This window comes from Ruegeria sp. AB7, assembly GCF_056542625.1.
The window spans coordinates 127,037-145,715 of sequence record NZ_JBQGAC010000009.1 but is presented as its reverse complement, the minus strand read 5'-3'; the positions used below and the strand labels follow the sequence as shown (position 1 = coordinate 145,715).

Annotated in this window: 16 protein-coding genes; 9 read left to right on the top strand and 7 right to left on the bottom strand. The window is 56.6% G+C overall.

Translation table 11 applies throughout. The features are described 5' to 3' along the window. Nucleotides 1–356: 356 nt before the first annotated feature. The 3 genes from katG to ACR0EN_RS19400 all read right to left on the bottom strand — a co-directional run bounded on the left by katG (nucleotide 357) and on the right by ACR0EN_RS19400 (nucleotide 4,870). Nucleotides 357–2,558, bottom strand: coding sequence for a catalase/peroxidase HPI (gene katG, locus ACR0EN_RS19410; RefSeq protein ID WP_480588343.1), 2,202 nt, complete (start codon nucleotides 2,556–2,558; stop codon nucleotides 357–359). 424 nt (nucleotides 2,559–2,982) lie between these two features. Beyond that, nucleotides 2,983–3,966 (bottom strand): glycosyltransferase family 2 protein, encoded by a 984-nt coding sequence (locus tag ACR0EN_RS19405; RefSeq protein ID WP_480588341.1) that lies wholly within the window; start codon nucleotides 3,964–3,966, stop codon nucleotides 2,983–2,985. Nucleotides 3,967–4,012: 46 nt separating this feature from the next. Further along, nucleotides 4,013–4,870, bottom strand: coding sequence for an SDR family oxidoreductase (locus ACR0EN_RS19400; RefSeq protein WP_480588338.1), 858 nt, complete (start codon nucleotides 4,868–4,870; stop codon nucleotides 4,013–4,015). An 88-nt stretch (nucleotides 4,871–4,958) separates the two neighbouring features. On the opposite strand from ACR0EN_RS19400, the gene ACR0EN_RS19395 reads away from it, so the two are divergent. Next, nucleotides 4,959–5,591: a class I SAM-dependent methyltransferase gene (locus ACR0EN_RS19395; RefSeq protein WP_170598618.1), complete on the top strand. Its 633-nt coding sequence runs from the start codon at nucleotides 4,959–4,961 to the stop codon at nucleotides 5,589–5,591. A 66-nt stretch (nucleotides 5,592–5,657) separates the two neighbouring features. On the opposite strand, the gene ACR0EN_RS19390 is transcribed toward ACR0EN_RS19395, so the two are convergent. Then, the gene (locus tag ACR0EN_RS19390) at nucleotides 5,658–6,644 is read right to left on the bottom strand and encodes a sterol desaturase family protein (RefSeq protein WP_480588336.1); all 987 of its coding nucleotides are present in this window, start codon (nucleotides 6,642–6,644) and stop codon (nucleotides 5,658–5,660) included. A gap of 24 nt (nucleotides 6,645–6,668) precedes the next feature. Further along, entirely contained in the window at nucleotides 6,669–7,424 is a 756-nt protein-coding gene (locus ACR0EN_RS19385; RefSeq protein ID WP_480588334.1) for a class II aldolase and adducin N-terminal domain-containing protein, read from the bottom strand. A 117-nt stretch (nucleotides 7,425–7,541) separates the two neighbouring features. On the opposite strand from ACR0EN_RS19385, the gene ACR0EN_RS19380 reads away from it, so the two are divergent. From ACR0EN_RS19380 to ACR0EN_RS19355, 6 genes are all read left to right on the top strand, one after another. After that, the gene (locus tag ACR0EN_RS19380; RefSeq protein WP_170408738.1) at nucleotides 7,542–8,417 is read left to right on the top strand and encodes a LysR family transcriptional regulator; all 876 of its coding nucleotides are present in this window, start codon (nucleotides 7,542–7,544) and stop codon (nucleotides 8,415–8,417) included. Between the two features lie 157 nt (nucleotides 8,418–8,574). Further along, nucleotides 8,575–10,377, top strand: a complete 1,803-nt coding sequence (gene ade, locus ACR0EN_RS19375; RefSeq protein ID WP_480588332.1) for an adenine deaminase — start codon at nucleotides 8,575–8,577, stop codon at nucleotides 10,375–10,377. Continuing rightward, nucleotides 10,374–11,837, top strand: coding sequence for an AMP nucleosidase (locus ACR0EN_RS19370; protein ID WP_480588330.1), 1,464 nt, complete (start codon nucleotides 10,374–10,376; stop codon nucleotides 11,835–11,837). Before ade ends, ACR0EN_RS19370 begins: the two co-directional genes overlap by 4 nt. Before the next feature lie 130 nt (nucleotides 11,838–11,967). Then, a complete protein-coding gene (locus tag ACR0EN_RS19365) occupies nucleotides 11,968–12,255 on the top strand; it encodes an HU family DNA-binding protein (RefSeq protein ID WP_010442901.1) in 288 nt (95 codons plus the stop codon). 174 nt (nucleotides 12,256–12,429) lie between these two features. Further along, nucleotides 12,430–13,977, top strand: coding sequence for a hypothetical protein (locus ACR0EN_RS19360; RefSeq protein ID WP_480588328.1), 1,548 nt, complete (start codon nucleotides 12,430–12,432; stop codon nucleotides 13,975–13,977). A gap of 181 nt (nucleotides 13,978–14,158) precedes the next feature. Beyond that, nucleotides 14,159–15,046: a DMT family transporter gene (locus tag ACR0EN_RS19355; protein WP_170426241.1), complete on the top strand. Its 888-nt coding sequence runs from the start codon at nucleotides 14,159–14,161 to the stop codon at nucleotides 15,044–15,046. Here ACR0EN_RS19355 and ACR0EN_RS19350 read toward each other — a convergent pair. Next, a complete protein-coding gene (locus ACR0EN_RS19350) occupies nucleotides 15,022–15,543 on the bottom strand; it encodes a glutathione peroxidase (protein ID WP_480588326.1) in 522 nt (173 codons plus the stop codon). The two genes, ACR0EN_RS19355 and ACR0EN_RS19350, sit on opposite strands and share 25 nt — an antisense overlap. 143 nt (nucleotides 15,544–15,686) lie before the next feature. Here ACR0EN_RS19350 and msrB point away from each other — a divergent pair, with 143 nt between their 5' ends. Together msrB and msrA are read left to right on the top strand one after the other, a co-directional pair. Next, on the top strand, nucleotides 15,687–16,133 hold the full coding sequence (gene msrB / locus ACR0EN_RS19345; RefSeq protein ID WP_170399151.1) for a peptide-methionine (R)-S-oxide reductase MsrB: 447 nt from the start codon (nucleotides 15,687–15,689) through the stop codon (nucleotides 16,131–16,133). Then, the gene (gene msrA, locus ACR0EN_RS19340) at nucleotides 16,133–16,645 is read left to right on the top strand and encodes a peptide-methionine (S)-S-oxide reductase MsrA (RefSeq protein ID WP_170408742.1); all 513 of its coding nucleotides are present in this window, start codon (nucleotides 16,133–16,135) and stop codon (nucleotides 16,643–16,645) included. Before msrB ends, msrA begins: the two co-directional genes overlap by 1 nt. Before the next feature lie 26 nt (nucleotides 16,646–16,671). Here the strand turns inward: msrA and ACR0EN_RS19335 are convergent, their stop codons facing one another. Then, nucleotides 16,672–18,675: a hydantoinase/oxoprolinase family protein gene (locus ACR0EN_RS19335; RefSeq protein WP_170819278.1), complete on the bottom strand. Its 2,004-nt coding sequence runs from the start codon at nucleotides 18,673–18,675 to the stop codon at nucleotides 16,672–16,674. Nucleotides 18,676–18,679 lie beyond the last annotated feature (4 nt).

Sequence of the window (18,679 nt, the reverse complement as noted above, 5' to 3'; positions counted from 1 at the left end):
CCCAATCAAAAACCTCAGATGCCCCCAGTCTCTCCCGAGCGTCTCCGCAGCTTCCACCGCGTCCCAGCACCTCAGCAGCGCCGGTGAAGGGGTATTTACGGATTAGGTCTGGGACCTGCAACCCCCAATTTGAAAAAACTTCACATTTCCGACCACCTTCTTCTTCACCTTAATAAAAACAACAGGTTAGCTTAACAAATCCTCCCGAGAACTCACAAAAAGGAGGTTTACAGAAAGAGAAAGAACAGTCTCTCGGCGGAATCGTACCCAATGCTTGGTGCGCGCCCTGAGTCAGGCGCATGAAAACGCCGCCCGACTCTCCTCGGGCGGCGCAATTTACTGCGATGGTTATAGGGTTACTTCAGATCAAAACGATCCGCGTTCATCACCTTGTTCCAGGCCGAGATGAAATCGCAGACAAATTTGCCACCTGCGTCGTCCTGACCATAGACCTCAGCCAGTGCCCGCAGCTGCGAGTTCGACCCAAAGACCAAATCCACGCGGGTACCTGTCCACTTCACGTCACCACTTGCGCGGTCGCGGCCTTCATAGACGCCGTCACCGGATGGTTTCCATTCGGTGCCCATATCCAGCAGATTCACGAAGAAATCGGTGCTGAGCGTGCCGACCCGTTCGGTCAGCACACCATGAGAAGTTCCGTCAAAGTTTGTGCCCAGCACACGCATCCCACCTACAAGCGCAGTCATCTCCGGTGCCGACAGCGTCAACAGTTGCGCTTTGTCCACTAGCAGGGCCTCGGCCGGAACCGAGTATTCCTTGTGCAGGTAGTTGCGGAAACCGTCCGCTATCGGTTCCATCACCGCGAAAGACTCGACATCCGTCTGCTCTTGCGAAGCATCGGTGCGGCCGGGGCTAAAGGGAACATCAACGTCATGACCTGCGGCCTTGGCTGCCTTTTCGATGGCAGCACCACCACCCAAGACAATGAGATCGGCCAATGAGACCTTCTTGCCACCAGACTGTGCGTCATTGAACGCTTTCTGAACGCCTTCCAGCGCATCCAGCGACTTGGACAGTTTCAGCGGTTCGTTGACCTCCCAATCCTTCTGCGGGGCCAGACGAACGCGCGCACCGTTGGCACCGCCACGCATATCCGATCCCCGGAAGGTCGAGGCCGAAGCCCATGCGGTCGACACCAGATCTGAGATAGACAATCCCGTCGCGAGTATCTTGGCTTTCAGATCGGCTACATCAGCGTCGTCAATAAGCGCGTGATCGACGGCCGGGACGTTGTCTTGCCAAATAAGCTCTTCGCTGGGAGCCTCGGCTCCAAGATAACGCGCACGCGGACCCATGTCGCGGTGGGTTAGTTTGAACCACGCGCGAGCAAAGGCATCGGCAAATTCGTCCGGGTTTTCGTGGAAGCGCTTCGAGATCGGGCCATAGATCGGGTCCATGCGCATCGCCATGTCGGCGGTGGTCATCATAGTCTTGACCTTTTTCGATGGATCACCCGCTGCCGGGGCCATGTCCTCTTCCTTGACCCCAACAGGTTCCCAGATCCATGCGCCCGCTGGGCTCTTGGTCAGGTTCCAGTCGTAGCCAAACAGCAGGTCGAAGTAGCCGTTGTCCCACTTGGTCGGGTTTGCGGTCCAGGCACCCTCGATGCCGCTGGTGGTGGTATCATCACCCTTGCCGCTGCCAAAGTCGTTGATCCAGCCAAAGCCCATCGCCTCCATCGGGGCGGCCTCGGGTTCGGGACCGACAAGACCGGGATCACCGGCGCCGTGGGCCTTACCAAAGGTGTGGCCACCCGCAACCAAAGCAACGGTTTCTTCGTCATTCATCGCCATTCGGCCAAAGGTGTCGCGAATATCGCGACCTGAAGCCAAGGCATCTGGCTGACCATCTGGACCTTCGGGATTCACATAGATCAGACCCATCTGAACAGCGGCCAACGGGTTTTCCAGATCACGTTCGCCCGAATAGCGGCTGTGCGGGTTCTCAGTTGGGGCCAGCCATTCGGTCTCGGCACCCCAATAAATGTCTTCTTCGGGTGCCCAGATGTCTTCACGACCACCGGAGAATCCAAATGTTGTACCGCCCATGGATTCGATCGCGCAGTTGCCCGCCAATATGTAAAGGTCAGCCCACGAGATCTGGTTGCCGTACTTCTGCTTGATCGGCCAAAGCAGACGGCGCGCCTTGTCCAGGTTGCCATTGTCCGGCCAGCTGTTCAGCGGAGCGAACCGCTGATTGCCGGTCGATGCGCCACCGCGGCCATCTGCCGTGCGGTAGGTGCCCGCTGCGTGCCAGGCCATACGAATGAACAAACCGCCATAGTGACCATAATCTGCGGGCCACCAATCTTGCGAATCTGTCATCAGCGCATACAGGTCTTCCTTCAGTGCCTTCAGGTCGAGCTTCTTGAACTCTTCGGCATAGTCGAATGTCTCGCCCATCGGGTTCGATGCAGGGCTATGCTGATGCAGAATCGACAGGTTCAGTTGGTTCGGCCACCAATCCCGGTTGGACCGGGCCTCGGCGCCATGCATTACCGGGCATTTGCCCATGTTGGGGGTATCACTTCCGTCCATATCGATCTCCAGTCCTGGCTAGATGTGTGCGTCGCGCGGTTAACTTTGAAACGAGAAACAGGGGTCTTGAGTGTTTTTGCGCTCGTCCTTGGAATGGGCATTACGCGGGATCGCGCAGATCGGCCCTGCCTTCATTGTAGGAAATAGCATTAACGACTCGTTCTTTCTGTTTGGATGTAGATTTAGCAAATCCAAGCCATTCATATAAGTTTTGTTTTTTGATGATATTGATAATCCAGGGCTATCACTTGAACATCTGCGCGCAGCCTGACCCTGAAGCGCGTGATTGCGATTGCACCGCCAAGCTTAACCATGCCTCGCAAGTCGGGCACGAGAGAGAGTAGACGCAAATAAGCTTACGATGATGGCCGCGCATGAAACGACTGAACTGAGTCTAACGCAAAACGGATTGACCGGCCCAGATTCAGTGGCCACTGACCTTCTTATAAAGGGCCGATTTATAGCCGAAGGGAATTCCCAATACCCCGACAAGCCACCCAACCGTTCGGGCGATCTGGATCAATCGCCGATCTGGTTGGAACGGAAACAGAAGGATTGCCCCTAACAGCGCCAACAAGCGAAAGGGGGTGCTCAAAAACCCCAAGATCGCCTTTGTTGGCTTCTGATCAAGCTTACGGCGCATATGGGTGTTGGACTGGTCCCTTCCCCGGGCGGTCTGATACCAGAATGACAACCTTTCGGGAGGAATGGTCTCGTACACAAAAGCGTCGGGCACCCAGCCGACCGGTAAGCCTGCAGCAACGGTCTCGGCATAAAACTTTGCATCCGTCCCGCCGGTCATCCGCATGGTTTCATCGAACCAAAGGCCGGTTTCGCTGAACAGACGTGTCTCGCCCAGCCAGTTATTTGTCACGATGGTCACGCCACCGGTACTGTTCAACGTGGCTTTCTTTGCAGCCGCGTTTTCCTTGTCGAGGTAACGATTGCTGATATTGCGCAACATCAGCCGCTGAATCGCGGTCTCCTGCCCCGATGGCCCCGCCGCACGAAGCGGAGCGCCCATTAGCACGGCAGAGCTGTTGCGATACCCGGCGACCAACCGTTCAAGCCAATCGACCGCCACCACTTCGTCATCATCGACAAAACAGAGCAGATCCGAGCCATTCTCCAACGCTTCGCGTGCGGCTCGGTTGCGTCCGAACGGGATGCCGAGTTCGGTCTCAAGGACATAGTTCAGACTTGCTCCATTAGGCAGCTTCTCCCCTACTGCCTGCACGGTACCTTCGCTGAGCGCGGCGCTGTCGTTTTCCACCACCAAACATCGCACCGAGCAGTCGGGCGGCAGCTTCATCTCTCCCCAGCTTCGAATCAAAGCGGCCAGCATCTCGGGCCGCTGCCGGGTCAGGGTCGAAACGGTAATGTTCAGCGGGGCAGAGCGGTCTTTCATCGAAATCCCATACAATCCGTGCCGGTTTCTTGGCAAGGCGCGGTGATCAAGTGGCATCCTTCTGATGCTGCATCAGTGCTTCCAACCCTACACGGTAGTTCGGATAGAGCAATGAGACGCCCAGTTCATCCTTGATCCGATCATTCCGAACGCGCTTGTTCTCATTATAGAAACTGCGCGCCATCGGAGTCAGATCAGCCTCATCAAACGGAACGGCAGGCGGCATCGGCAGACCTTGCAGCTCGGCTGCAAAGCCGATCACGTCTTGCGGCGGCACCGGTTCGTCGTCACAGACATTATAGATCGCACCCGGATTGGGTTTGGCCATCGACGCGATCAAAACCTGTGCAATGTCGTCAACATGAATGCGCGAAAACACCTGGCCCGGCTTGATGATCCGCCGCAACCCACCGCGTTTCAGCTTTGAAAACGGCCCGCGACCCGGCCCGTAAATCCCTGCCAGTCGGAAGATATGCAAGGGCAGGCCCGGAATGCCGCCCCATTGCTCCTCGGCACGCACGCGCCAACGGCCACGTTCAGCCGTCGGTGTGGCGGGCGTCGTCTCATCCACCCAGCCTCCCTGGTGATCCCCGTAAACGGCTGTGGTCGACAGGTAGCCGACCCATTTGAACTGTCCGATCCGCGCGGCGATCTCATCCTTCAATTCCGCCAGCACCGGATCACCATCGGCTGTGGGTGCTGTAGAGACAAGCAGATGCGTCACCCCGTCCAGATCAGGCCGATCCCCTGGCCAGACACGAGGCTCGGCACCCGAATCGCGAATTGTCTCAAGTTGTTGGGAATCACGCGTGGTTCCGATGACCCGCCATGTGGTTGGATCCAGTTGCCTCGATATCGCTCGGGCAGAATAGCCGTGGCCGAAGGAGAATAGAGTCTGTGTCATGGTCCCTTTGATGATCTGCCCAGCACGTGGATGCAAGCGCCGGATGGACGCACTTGATTCGAATCTTCTGATGCGCATTCATTGAGAAATGACCAAAAAGACACCTGACTTGCACGCAGCCTACTCCCTGAAATCGCCCGAGGAGAACAAGCGCCTTTATGCGGAATGGGCAGGGGAATATGACGACAGTTTCGCAGCGCTTGAGGATTATCAACTCCACAACCACACGGCGCGCGCCTTTGTGGGTGCAGGCGGACAAGGCCCGGTATTGGATGTAGGCGCGGGCACGGGGTTATGCGGAGCTATTCTGGCCGGGTTAGGCGTGGGTCCGATCGACGCCACCGATATCAGCGCCGAAATGCTGGACGAGGCGATGCGCAAGGATATCTATCGCGACGCGATCGAAGCCGATCTCAATCAGGGCCTGCCGGTTCCGCGCGGCAGCTATGCCGGTGTCGTCTCGTCCGGAACGTTCACCCATGGCCATCTTGGGCCAGAAGTTTTGCCAGCGCTCTTGCGTGTCGCACGCCACGGTGCGCAGTTCGCCCTGTCGATCAACGCAAAACACTTTGAGGCGCTCGGGTTTGCCGATACCTTCCGCCGGCTCGAGGCGGATCAGATCAGAGACTTATCTTTAACGCAGGTCCGGATTTACGGCGATCTTGCTGCCGGCCCCAACAAAGATGACGTCGCTTTGATCGCGTTGTTTGAGAAAACCTGACCAAAGCTCTGCGTAGGTCATATACGGACCTATGCAAAACTCGGCGGGACAGAACGCCCTCGTGATCTAAGTATACATCTGCTTCTTGAAAGCCCGTGTCCGCGTTGTCGCCTCGGCTGAACCATCGTGATAAGTGCCGAACCACTTGTCGAACGGAATCTCGGATGTGCCGTAGTTACACTCGAAATACCGGTGATGAAGCTGGTGGAAGAAATCCCCGGCCCGCGCGGCATCCGTTTCACCAGCCTTCAGTTTTTCGAAACCCGAGTGAGACAGTACCGGGCTGATCTGCTGGAAGTAGGCGTGAAACTGCAGATGCAGCGGATGCGAGGGTACAATCAGATGGATGAAGTAGGTGGTGAAATAAAGAAGGTTTTCATACCAGTGGTTCGATATTCCTGACCATGGTCCGATATTGACGTTGCGATGGTGCACAGCATGAACGTGCTTGTAGAGTTTCGGGTGATGTTCCAATCGGTGCACCCAGTAGAAATGAAGCCCTGACCACATCGGGATGAAAAGCATCCAGATCACGAACCAAACGGGGGCCGCGGCCCAGGTTATCACTGGCACATAGCCATTAGCCATGGCCCAGTAGATCAGCCACTGATAGACCGTCGCCACAGTCATCGCACTTCCCAGCGTCCACCAGATGTTATCCAAAACCTGATTTCGAAAGGTAAACGACCCATTGTCACGTGTCAGATCACGCCGGTCGAATTTCTTGTACATGCCCTGCCCTTTGCGCATGTAAAGCCACCAATGCAGACCTCCTGCTATCATGATCTGAGGCACCATGTTCAGCAGCCAGATACGGAACATCCAGCCGGGTGCGAAACTCTGCATGGTCTCTAATGGAGGCAAAAACACGAAATAGGCGGCAAAAGCCATCACCATGCAAAGCGTCAGCGACGTCAGGGGAAGCCAAGCCCCTTTGTACCAGTTCAGGATAGCCGCAGGACGCGGCGGCCAGTTGAACAAAGGGTTCAAACCGACGGGCCCTTCGGGGCGGTAATTCCATCGAGCGGCTTCTGCATCATGCATATCGGTCATGGCTGAAACTCCTAACAGTGCGCTTCAGGTTGCGTAATCCGAGCCTTCGGCATCCAGAACAGATTTAATTTCGCGTAGATGTGCTTCGGCCTGACCGGGATATTCATCAAGCTCTTGTGCGGTTTTCTCAGCAATCTCATCGGACAGAACGCGCAAAGGTTGCCCGGTTTGAAGAGCGCGAATGTACGTTTCTGCGGCGCGTTCAAAATAATAGAGTCTGTTAAAGGCATCTGCCGGACTGTCGCCGATCACCAAAACCCCGTGGTTGCCCATGATCATGACTTTCTTTTTCGGGTCCGACAGCATCGCGGCACAGCGCTCACCTTCGCTTTCAAAAGCCAGACCTCCGAACTCTTCATCGATTACGTAGCGATTGAAGAAAGTCGCCGTGTTCTGATCGATCGGCGGTAAGGTGCTGTCTGCCAGCGAGGCAAGAACGGTCGCAAAAATCGAATGCACGTGCATCACGCAGCGCGCGTGCGGGCACTGGCGGTGGATTGATCCATGCAGCCCCCAGGCCGTCGGATCCGGTGCGCCGGGCTGGTCCATGACATCTTTGTCATTGGCATCAAGCAGCAGCAGATTTGACGCCTTGATACGCGCAAAATGCATCTGATTGGCATTCATCAGGAACTGCGTGCCGTCTTCGTTCACTGCAAGGCTGAAATGGTTCGCCACCCCTTCATGCATGTTCAACCGTTCGGTCCAGCGGAAAGCGGCGGCCATGTCCACGCGTTCGGACCAATGATCGATATTGGGACGCAGGTTTGTAACGCTCATGCCGGGCTCCTTCGCGGGGTATTTGATTTCTGGGAGATCGTGCCTTCGCCGCAAACGTTTGACCAACGAAAAAAACAAGCCTAGTTCATTAGTAAAACTACTGGCAGAGTTATGAGCATGCAGAAATCACTTCCACCGCTCGGCTGGCTGCGCACATTTGAAGCTGCAGCCCGTCATTTGTCATTCACGGGGGCGGCGCGGGATTTGAACATGACGCAAAGCGCAGTCAGCCAGCAAATCAAATCACTAGAGGGCTATCTGGGTCAGCCATTATTCCTACGTCGCCCGCGTGCATTGGAGCTGACCGAAGCTGGTATCACCTATCTGCCGGTCGTGCGTGAAGCCTTTCGAACGCTGGTAAGGGGGACCCAAGCCGTCACGGGCGCACAACAAAACGCGGTTCAGGTCCAGAGCAATATCACATTTGCCGTCAACTGGCTGGCTCCGCGCCTACCCCGGTTTCGGGCACTGCATCCGGATGTACATCTGAACATCTTCACCGAACTATGGGAGCCTCGCGAAATGGCCGAAGGCGCGGCGGTGGAAATCCGCTATTCGCTGCGCCCGGCCGATACGGTGCGCACGGAATTGCTGCGAACAGATCACTATTATCCTGTCTGTGCCCCCGATTTCCCGGTGACGCTGGAAACCCTGCAGGAACAGCCCCTGTTCGACTGTTCAAATTTGTTGTCGAATTGGGAGAGTTGGATCTCAGATCAGAGTCTAACTTGGCAAAAACCCAAGGTAACCTATTCGACGACCTATCTGGTCAGCCTGTCAGTTGCGATGGCCGGAGGAGGCTTGTGTTTAGCCCACGACATGATCGCAAAACGGTTGATTGAAGAAGGCCGCCTGATCGCGCCGTTCATCCATCGCGCCGCAATGCCTGAGGCCTATTATCTATTGCTATCGCCCCAAGCCGAGGAAACGCCGGGCGCGTTGGCGTTTGTCGACTGGCTGCGCGCAGAGATTGAAGCCGATCGCCACAACTAATCGCGGGTCGCTCCCGCCCATCTTTGATGCCCTTTGGGCATCTCCTCTGGTTGGGCGTGGCAGCGCTGGCGCGCTGCGGATGGCAGGTTTTGTGATGATTCCATGATACCTTAATAGTGGGGGTTGCACCTTGCGCCGCATTCGGGAAAGTTGGGCCATGGAATACACTCCCTTCCCAAGTTGGCCCGATACCGCCCCTCGTCTCATTGCTGTTGCTGCTGGCCGCGAGGCTGCCGATTTGGTGATCCGTGGCGGCGTCTGGGTCAATGTGCATAGCCGCGAAACCCTGCCTGACCATGACGTGGCGATCGCTGCGGGGCGCGTTGCTTTTGTGGGGCCGGACGCCGCGCATTGTATCGGTCCTGAGACTCAGATCATCGAGGCGCACGGTCGCTATTTGGTGCCGGGGTTATGCGATGCGCATATGCATATCGAATCGGGCATGTTGACCCCGGCAGAATTTGCCCGCGCAGTCATTCCGCATGGCACAACTTCGATGTTCACCGACCCGCATGAGATCGCAAACGTGATGGGGTTGGAAGGCGTGCGCCTGATGCATGACGAAGCACTAATGCAGCCGGTGAACATCTTCACCCAGATGCCGTCCTGTGCACCCTCAGCACCGGGGCTTGAGACCACAGGGTATGAGATCACCGCCGAGGATGTGGCCGAGGCGATGTCTTGGCCCGGTATCATCGGACTGGGCGAGATGATGAACTTTCCCGGTGTCATTCATGGCGATCCGAAGATGTTGGCAGAGATCGCGGCCACACAGCGCGCAGGTAAAATAGTTGGCGGGCACTATGCTTCGCCTGATTTAGGGCCTGAATTTGCCGCTTACGTCGCTGGTGGCCCTGCCGATGATCATGAAGGCACCTGCGAGGCCGACGCCATCGCACGTGTCCGTCAGGGAATGCGGTCAATGATGCGGTTGGGGTCGGCCTGGTATGATGTGGAAAGCCAGATTACTGCGGTGACTGAAAAAGGGCTGGACCCGCGCAACTTCATCTTGTGCACCGACGACTGCCATTCGGGAACGCTGGTAAATGACGGACACATGAACCGCGTAGTGCGACATGCGATTGCCTGTGGTTGCGATCCTCTGGTTGCGCTGCAAATGGCGACGATCAACACGGCGACCCATTTTGGGTTGGAACGCGAGATCGGCTCGATCACACCCGGGCGGCGCGCTGACATTATCCTGAGTTCTGATCTGGTAGCGCTTCCGATCGAAACCGTGATCGCGCGCGGTCAGATTGTGGCTGAAAACGGGACGGTAACGGTCGAATGCCCGCATCTGAACTGGCCCGCTAAGGCGCGAAATACCGTACACCTAGGGCACGCGCTGACCTCGACAGACTTTGAGATCGCAGCCCCTGCCGGAGCGAACCGTGTCACGGCCAACGTGATCGGGGTGGTTGAAAATCAGGCCCCGACGCAGGCACTGAAATCGGAGCTGCCCATTTTCGAAGGGCTGGTTGAGGGCGAAGGCGACGTGTGCCAGATCGCATTGGTCGAGCGGCACCGCGCTACCGGAGGTGTGACCAACGCCTTTGTCTCGGGCTTTGGATATCAGGGCAAAATGGCCATGGCCTCGACCGTTGCGCATGACAGCCACCATATGATTGTTGTCGGCACCGACCGTGAACAGATGGCACTGGCCGCGAACAGGCTGGCCGAAGTGGGCGGAGGCATCACAATCTTTCGCGATGGCGAGGAACTGGCCTTGGTGGAACTGCCGATCGCAGGCCTGATGTCCGACAACCCAGCGACTGAGGTTGCCGCCAAAGCTGAACAAATGGTCGAGGCGATGAAGACCTGCGGCTGTCAGCTTAACAACGCATATATGCAGCATTCTCTGCTGGCCCTGGTTGTGATTCCTGAACTGCGGATCTCGGACCTTGGGCTGGTGGACGTACGTACATTCGAAAAGATCGACCTTCTGGAACCCCTTGCATGACTACTATCCGAACACCTGACGTTCCCAACCCCGAGAAATTTAGCGATCCGCTTGCAGCTGTCGCACGTTTAGAAGAGCTCTATGAACAGGCGACAAAATTCCTGTGCGATAGGTTTGCAAATGCACTTAAGAACGGCGCTCCTACTGAGAGGTTTCGGGCGTTCTACCCCGAAATCCGGATCAGGACCTCGTCTTACGCGCAGGTCGACAGCCGGCTGAGCTTCGGTCACGTGTCCGAGCCGGGCACGCACGCCACGACAGTGACGCGCCCCGATCTGTTCCGGTCCTACCTGACCCAGCAGATCGCGCTTTTGATCAAGAACCACGATCAACCGGTCACAATCGGAGCTTCGGAAACGCCGATCCCGGTCCATTTCGCTGTCGCCAATAACCCAGATCTGGTTGTCCCGCATCAGGGTGCAGCTGGGTTCACTCTGCGCGATGCGTTCGATGTACCGGACCTGAATACAACAAACGACGATATCGTGAATGGCGTGCACGAGCTGGAAAACGAAGCCGGGCCCCTTGCGCTGTTCACGGCCCAGCGGGTGGACTATTCGTTGGCAAGGCTTTCGCATTACACCGCGACTGACCCCGGTCATTTCCAAAACCACGTGCTGTTCACCAACTATCAGTTCTATGTCTCGGAATTTGAGAGCTACGCACGGGCGCAACTCGCTGATCCCGACAGCGGCTATACCAGCTTTGTCTCGACCGGGAATGTTGAGATCACGGTCGCCGAAGCCGTACTGGAACAGCCCCTTAAACTGCCGCAAATGCCAACCTACCACCTGAAACGCGCGGATGGGTCTGGGATCACGCTGGTCAATATCGGCGTCGGGCCATCGAACGCCAAAACGGCCACCGACCACATTGCGGTTCTGCGCCCGCACGCCTGGTTGATGGTCGGCCACTGCGCCGGTCTGCGCAACACGCAGGCGCTTGGGGATTTCGTACTGGCACATGCCTACCTGCGCGAGGACAAAGTGCTAGACGACGACCTGCCCGTCTGGGTGCCGATCCCACCGCTGGCCGAAGTCCAGGTCGCGCTGGAACAGGCTGTGGCCGAGGTAACCGAGTTGGAAGGCTACGAGCTGAAACGTATCATGCGAACAGGTACAGTCGCCTCGGTCGATAACCGCAATTGGGAGCTTCGCGATCAGTCCGGCCCGGTGCAACGGCTCAGCCAGTCCCGTGCGATTGCGCTGGATATGGAAAGTGCAACAATCGCAGCCAACGGTTATCGGTTCCGGGTTCCTTACGGCACCTTGCTGTGCGTCTCGGATAAGCCCTTGCATGGTGAATTAAAGCTTCCCGGCATGGCTTCGGCGTTCTATACCACTCAGGTCAGTCGTCATTTGGCGATCGGAATCCGGGCGATGGAGCACTTGCGCGGCATGCCGCTGGAACGGTTACACAGCCGGAAATTGCGTTCGTTTGACGAAACGGCCTTTCTCTGAAGCAAAAAAGCAACGAATTTCCCCTATTTTTGGGGTTTTTAGTGCTACTATTCGTTGTGTTCAGCCACAATATCCCGTTACAGTTACGCGGTGAGGCCCTATAGATCGGGCACGTTAAGGAGACCAAGAAATGGCAAAGCCTATGACAAAGACTCAGCTGGTGGCTGCTCTCGCTGAGGAAATGGGAACTGACAAGAAATCCGCAAATGCCGCGCTGGAGGCCATGACCGGCCTGATCACTCGCGAAGTTTCGGCCGGTGGTGCCGTCACCCTGCCCGGCGTTGGCAAAATCTACTGCCGCGAGCGCCCCGAGCGCATGGTGCGCAACCCCGCCACCGGCGAGCAGTTCAAGAAAGAAGCCGACAAAGTGGTCAAAATGACCATCGCGAAAGCTCTGAAAGACAGCGTCAACGGCTAATTCGCTGAAGACAGATCGCAAGATCGAAGGGGTCGCCACCGGGCGGCCCTTTTTTTGCCTGAATAAGTTATGTAAACATATGATTAATATCGAGTTTTTGCAGCTATCGCCATAGTTGTGTCTTATTCCTCATCCACTCGCTTAATGGGAAGTATTATTGAGGAATCTCGATTTATGGCACGATATCAAACCACTGAATTCGATACAGAAAGTCAATTCGACTGGGCAAGCATCCAATACACGATTGAAGACGATGTTGTCGTTGCAACGCGGACGACTTTTGATGCCGGATACGAGGTCTTCGGGACTTACGAAGACGGCGTTTTGCGTCAGGAATTTTATGTCGGAACAGAAGAGGCATTGGGCTTTGATAATCGGTTCATTGACTATGACGCCAATGGCATAATGACCGAACGCGGAACGGTTTATCCAGACAGTATCCGCGTGACCGAGACCTTTCAAAATGGTGTTCCGAATGAGTTTCTCATCCAAGATGGGTTTTTCGGAGACGGTGCAAAACCCTGGGACCAGATCGTTCTACGCTATGATGCGTCGGGCAATATCATAGGCCGCACGATAACAAACGATAATGGTGCCCAGACGGTTGAAGCCTTCGCGCCCGGTCATTTCAGTACTGTTCAGGACTTTCTACAAACCAAATCCTGGGATCGGATCGACACGTTCTTCGATGTCAACGGAGAGACAACCGGACGGACGACCACCTATGACAATGGAATTGTCAAACAGGAAACGTGGACAGACGGACAGCGTAGCAACGTAACGCAGACAGACGGAAGCGACATAAAGTCGTGGGAAACCATCAGCACCTCATTTGATGGCAGTGGAAAGAAATCTGAAAAGACAACGACATATGACAACGGTGTCGTGAAGCACGAGGTCTGGTCAAATGGCCAGCGCGTCAGCATCAGCCAGACTGATGAGCTGGATGCGAAATCCTGGGATCCGATCACGACCGCCTATCAGGACGGACAAATCTCGGAACGTCGGCTGGAGAAAGATAATGGGGACGTAACCGTTACACTTTATGCGGATGGAAAACGTTCTGACGTGCTGCAACTGGACGGGGACGACAGTGCTTCTTGGGCATTGAAAGTCACCAGCTATCCAGACGCAGGCGGGAAAGAGATTTCTTTGTATGAAAAGGTCGAGGACATCCCTGAATCCTTGTTCCAATACTTCCCGGAACTGACCCCGCCTAACCCGCTTGTAGAGTTCGTGCTGGATTTCAATGACGGAACCCGCATCAATGACAGTGATCAGGTGCTGAATGGTGCATTTATTGCAAGTGTTAGCAAAGGGCAGAGCAACACTGATGGTATTCTAACCCCATACGAATACGGTGGCTCAAACCCCGACCCCGACCTGGAGGCGTTCAATTCCTGGGGGGCAACTGTCGGCTTCTCCAAAAGCGATGGCGAAGAATTCAACTTCAACAGCGTTTCCTTGGCCAATGCTTCCAGATCGGACACCACGTATATTCCTGAATCGAACTGGGCAAACCAAGTCACAATCAATGCCTATAATGGCGATGAGCTGGTGCACTCCGCAGAGGTCGATCTGACATTCGATCACGTCACACACGAGTTTGACTGGCGCGATATTGATCACGTCGAGTTCGTTGCATCGGGAGGTGAAATTACCAATGACCATGTCGAGAACGCGGGTTGGTTCTCGATGGACGATCTTAGCTTTTTCGCCTGAATCAAGCGACAAGCTGAATCATAATGATGAGCAGCGCTTTTCTACAAAAGCTCTGCTCATTCTCATTGCGCGCAAGCTCATTGATGCCAACTATCGGGCGACCCCGCTATTCGACGCAATGGGTCCTTGCAGCTCATGTTAAAATCAGGAACAGTCGCCCGAATTTCATCAGGAGGCCGTAATGGACCTGCGCGCCATCGCCATGGGGCTTGTTTTCGCCCTCATCTGGTCTTCGGCCTTCAGCTCGGCGCGGATCATCGTTGCCGATGCCTCGCCTTTGTTCTCGTTGGCGCTGCGATTTCTGATTTCGGGTCTAATGGGCGTGGCGATCGCACGCGCCATGGGGCAAAGCTGGCGCCTGACTCGCAACCAATGGCGCGCCACTATTCTGTTCGGAATCTGCCAAAATGCCCTTTATTTGGGTCTAAACTTCTATGCGATGCAGACAGTCGAGGCTTCGGTCGCGGCGATTATCGCCTCGACTATGCCCCTGCTGGTAGCCCTAGCCGGCTGGCTGCTATTGGGTGAGCGGATACGCCCGCTGGGCATCGTCGGCTTGCTGGCAGGTTTTGTCGGTGTCGCGCTAATCATGGGTAGCCGGATTAACGCTGGTGTCGATCTGTTCGGGGTTCTGCTCTGCGGAATCGGGGCGCTGGCGCTGACCTTTGCCACCTTGGCTGTTCGGGGGGCGACTTCGGGCGGTAACTTCATGATGGTGGTTGGGCTGCAGATGCTTATCGGATCGGCGGTGCTGTTTCTCGCCGCCCCGGTGTTCGAGTCTATTCATATCCACGCCACACTGCCTTTTATGCTGGCTTTTACCTACACCACGCTATTCCCGGGCCTTCTGGCAACTTTCATCTGGTTCCTGCTACTGGATCGCATCGGCCCGATCCGTGCAGCAACGTTCCATTTCCTCAACCCGGTATTCGGCGTGACCATCGCCGCCATTTTACTGGGTGAGAAGTTGGGCCCATTGGATGCGGTGGGGGTTCTGATCACAACGCTGGGAATTCTTGCCGTACAGCTGTCGCGCGAACCCGGTCAGCGCAGTAACGCCTCGACCTGATCTATCAATTTAGGCGCATTTGGCTTGGTGCTTGACCCATAGGTGGCAACGACCTCACCCTCGGGGCCAATAAGCACTTTGTTAAAGTTCCATTTCGGGACAAAGCCAGTCTGCGCAGCAACAGCTCGGTAAAACGGATGGGCATCCGAACCTTTCACTGGAGTGATATCCGTCATCGGAAGCGTAAGGTCATAATTTAGTTCGCAAAAATTCTTGACCTCTTTCGACGACGCCAGCTCTTGTTTGAACGAATTCGACGGGACCGCCAGTACCACCAGCCCGCGTTTTTCATATGTTTCGTGCAGCTCCTGCAACGCTGCGTATTGTCCGGTAAAGCCGCAAAGCGACGCCGTGTTGACCACAAGCACGGGCTGTCCGCGCCAGTCTTCCAGTGATATTGTCCCGCCATCGATTGATGAAAATTCGCCCGTCAGTGGTGCCGCCTGAAGGGCTTTGCCCAACAAGATCAGAGCAGTCAACAGAGCCATACGGAACATCACTTCACCTCCTGTTATAAATCATACGCGCTGTGCATTCGTTTGGATCAACTGCACAGACCCGCGAGCGCGCTGTAATATGGTTTTGATTCCTGCGCATCTATGCCCAAATAGGACATCATCATTCAAACACCGGAGGATCCATGTCCCGTTATACCAAAGACCCCGAGGTCATTGCGGCCCTCTCACCTGAGGAATTTCACGTCACCCAGCGCAGCGGCACCGAACGCCCGGGCACTGGCAAGCTGTTGAACAACAAGGAACCGGGCATCTACGTGGATATCGTCTCGGGCGAGCCGTTGTTCGCCTCGACCCACAAATACGAATCCGGCTGCGGCTGGCCCAGTTTCACCAAGCCAATCATACATGAACATGTCGAAGAGTTTCGCGACACCACTCATGGCATGATCCGGACCGAGGTCCGCTCGAAACACGGCGACAGCCACCTGGGCCACGTGTTTCCCGATGGCCCCCGCGAACATGGCGGGCTACGCTATTGCATCAATTCCGCCTCGCTGCGGTTCATTCATCGCGACGAGATGGAGGCCGAAGGGTATGGCGAATTTCTGATCCATGTGGAGGATATCTGATGACCGATGAACGCGCCGTTCTGGCCGGAGGCTGCTTTTGGGGCATGCAGGACCTGATCCGCAAATTGCCCGGCGTCTCGCGCACCCGCGTCGGGTACACCGGTGGCGATGTGCCAAACGCAACTTATCGCAACCACGGCACCCATGCTGAAGGGATCGAAATCTGGTTCGACCCGACCCAGATCACCTATCGCGATCTGCTAGAGTTCTTTTTCCAGATCCACGACCCGACCACCCTGAATCGTCAGGGCAATGACCGCGGAATGAGTTATCGCTCGGCGATCTACTATGTGGACGATGCCCAGAAACAGGTGGCCGAAGATACAATTGCCGATGTCAACGCCAGCGGCATTTGGCCCGGCAATGTGGTGACCGAAGTCGAACCCGTCGGCGATTTCTGGGAAGCCGAGCCCGAGCATCAAGATTACCTAGAGCGCATCCCCAACGGATACACCTGCCATTTCCCGCGCCCGGACTGGGTGCTGCCAAAACGCTCCAGTGCGGCAGAATGATATGCGCGGTATAGCCCCTTGCGGGGCTATCCGACCGCCACCCGAGGTCGTCCGCTCGCCTCAACCGTGATCAACGCTTCGACGAATACTTCTTGCGCCTCAATCTTGGCGGTGCGGATATCGCGGTCGACTGTCACGCGTATATCCTCGGCACCTGCTTGGCGCACCGCGCCCTCAGCCTCGTTGCGCAGCACATCTTCAAGCAACTGTAGAGCGGAATTCGAGTCCGAGAAATCCTGCGGCCCCTCTTCCAGATGTACCCGATAGCGGCCTTCGGCCGGGGACGTAACTGAACCGGCCCGCCGAAGGGTCAGCCGCCCGACAACCGCACCGATGGCATTTGCAACACCGGCATGCTCTGGCAGGACCATCTTGCAATGCAACCGCTCTCCGACTGCCGGGTAATAGCTGGGGGCCGAAGCCCCAAGGCCCACGACATCCACATTCAGCGCGGCATCCAATGCCAACAACCCACGGTGTTTCGCCAGCCCGCGCTGCGTCAGAACATGCCGGGCCAGATCTCTTGCAGGCTGGTCAAACCCATGGCTTTCCTCGGCAAAAGCAGTCTCTAATAAGGTCAATGAGGTTTGTTCCGTCAACTGATCGACAATGAGCTGAGCCAGCGCTTCAGGCGATGCTGCCAGCTTGTCCCCTGATCCAACCCGCTTACGCGCCATCAGTTCCAGCGCCTTAAGCGCTGCCGAGCAGTCCCAATCCGCAAGCCGCCCCAGAGCATGGCTGGCATCCGAAGGGGTGACACCCGAGACCTGTACGATCCCGCGATCCACCAAACGGCCCAGTGCCCCATGCTCCATCCGGGTTTGCAACAGACTGCTGAGCGGCACAACACGATCCTCCAACCGGTCCAGTAATACTGTTTCACGCGGCCCGACCCCATCGGCGGGGATACCCGACACACGACGGGCAAACCTCGTGTCATGTTCACCTACGGTCGTCGCCCGCAATTGCTCATCCAATGCCGCATGTACCACATCCGGGGCCTCAGCTGCGATCAGCGACACCGGCAGCACCCGACGCGGGCCAAGGAAGACACCACCGCCTAGGCCTTCGGTCACCACATGCACCTGACTGTCACCGCCCAAACCATGAGTCCGCATCGCAACCGCTTCGACCATGGTCCGGAAACCGCCAACCTGCGCGCCTGCAGGGTCGATGGCGGGTTTGCCATCCCGGATCAGCGCGACGTCGGTCGTAGTCCCGCCGATATCGGACACCAGCGCGTTCTCAGCTTCGGTCAACCAGCGCGCGCCAACGATAGAGGCCGCAGGGCCACTTAGGATCGTTTCAATCGGACGCTCCCGCGCCTGCTCGGCGCTCATCAAAGCGCCATCCCCGCGCACAACCATCATTGGGGCGGTGATGCCCTGCGCGCGCAACTGATCCTGCGCGCGCCCGATCAAGCGGTCGATCATCCCGATCAATCGTGCATTCAACACGGCGGTCACCGCACGCTTTGGCCCATTCAGCTTGGCCGACAGGTGATGAGAGCACGTGACCGGCACTCCCGTACGCTCGGAAATCACGCGCGCCACTTCCAGTTCATGCGCCGGATTCCTGGTCGCGAACTGTGCCGCAACCGCATAACCGGAAATGCCTGAATGTGAGTCTAAAAAGGCCTCAAGCCCTGCAACATCCAATTCGGCGACCTGACCCCCGGCATGGTTGTGCCCACCGGCCAGAACCAAAGCCGGATCGCCCTTCAACGCCTCTCTTAGACCGTGTTTCTCAAGGTCGCTTTCCCGAAACCCGACATAGATCAACGCCACGCGCCCGCCCTGGCCTTCGACCAACGCATTGGTGGCCAGCGTTGTCGACAACGATGCCATCCCAATCTGATCCGGAGACACATCAGCCGTCTCTAGCACAGCAGAAACCGCGCTGCCCACACCAATCGCCAGATCCGCTCGTGTGGTCAGCGATTTGGCCGACGCGATCACCTCGCGCTCATCCCGGATCAGCACCGCATCCGTATAGGTTCCGCCCGTATCCACCCCCAAAGCCAACGCCATCGGG

Bases quoted from the DNA above. Each gene is read 5' to 3' on its own strand.
- katG (WP_480588343.1), bottom strand. From the start codon at position 2,558: ATGGACGGAAGTGATACCCCCAACATGGGCAAATGCCCGGTAATGCAT.
- ACR0EN_RS19405 (WP_480588341.1), bottom strand. From the start codon at position 3,966: ATGAAAGACCGCTCTGCCCCGCTGAACATTACCGTTTCGACCCTGACC.
- ACR0EN_RS19400 (WP_480588338.1), bottom strand. From the start codon at position 4,870: ATGACACAGACTCTATTCTCCTTCGGCCACGGCTATTCTGCCCGAGCG.
- ACR0EN_RS19395 (WP_170598618.1), top strand. From the start codon at position 4,959: ATGACCAAAAAGACACCTGACTTGCACGCAGCCTACTCCCTGAAATCG.
- ACR0EN_RS19390 (WP_480588336.1), bottom strand. From the start codon at position 6,644: ATGACCGATATGCATGATGCAGAAGCCGCTCGATGGAATTACCGCCCC.
- ACR0EN_RS19385 (WP_480588334.1), bottom strand. From the start codon at position 7,424: ATGAGCGTTACAAACCTGCGTCCCAATATCGATCATTGGTCCGAACGC.
- ACR0EN_RS19380 (WP_170408738.1), top strand. From the start codon at position 7,542: ATGCAGAAATCACTTCCACCGCTCGGCTGGCTGCGCACATTTGAAGCT.
- ade (WP_480588332.1), top strand. From the start codon at position 8,575: ATGGAATACACTCCCTTCCCAAGTTGGCCCGATACCGCCCCTCGTCTC.
- ACR0EN_RS19370 (WP_480588330.1), top strand. From the start codon at position 10,374: ATGACTACTATCCGAACACCTGACGTTCCCAACCCCGAGAAATTTAGC.
- ACR0EN_RS19365 (WP_010442901.1), top strand. From the start codon at position 11,968: ATGGCAAAGCCTATGACAAAGACTCAGCTGGTGGCTGCTCTCGCTGAG.
- ACR0EN_RS19360 (WP_480588328.1), top strand. From the start codon at position 12,430: ATGGCACGATATCAAACCACTGAATTCGATACAGAAAGTCAATTCGAC.
- ACR0EN_RS19355 (WP_170426241.1), top strand. From the start codon at position 14,159: ATGGACCTGCGCGCCATCGCCATGGGGCTTGTTTTCGCCCTCATCTGG.
- ACR0EN_RS19350 (WP_480588326.1), bottom strand. From the start codon at position 15,543: ATGTTCCGTATGGCTCTGTTGACTGCTCTGATCTTGTTGGGCAAAGCC.
- msrB (WP_170399151.1), top strand. From the start codon at position 15,687: ATGTCCCGTTATACCAAAGACCCCGAGGTCATTGCGGCCCTCTCACCT.
- msrA (WP_170408742.1), top strand. From the start codon at position 16,133: ATGACCGATGAACGCGCCGTTCTGGCCGGAGGCTGCTTTTGGGGCATG.
- ACR0EN_RS19335 (WP_170819278.1), bottom strand. From the start codon at position 18,675: ATGGCGTTGGCTTTGGGGGTGGATACGGGCGGAACCTATACGGATGCG.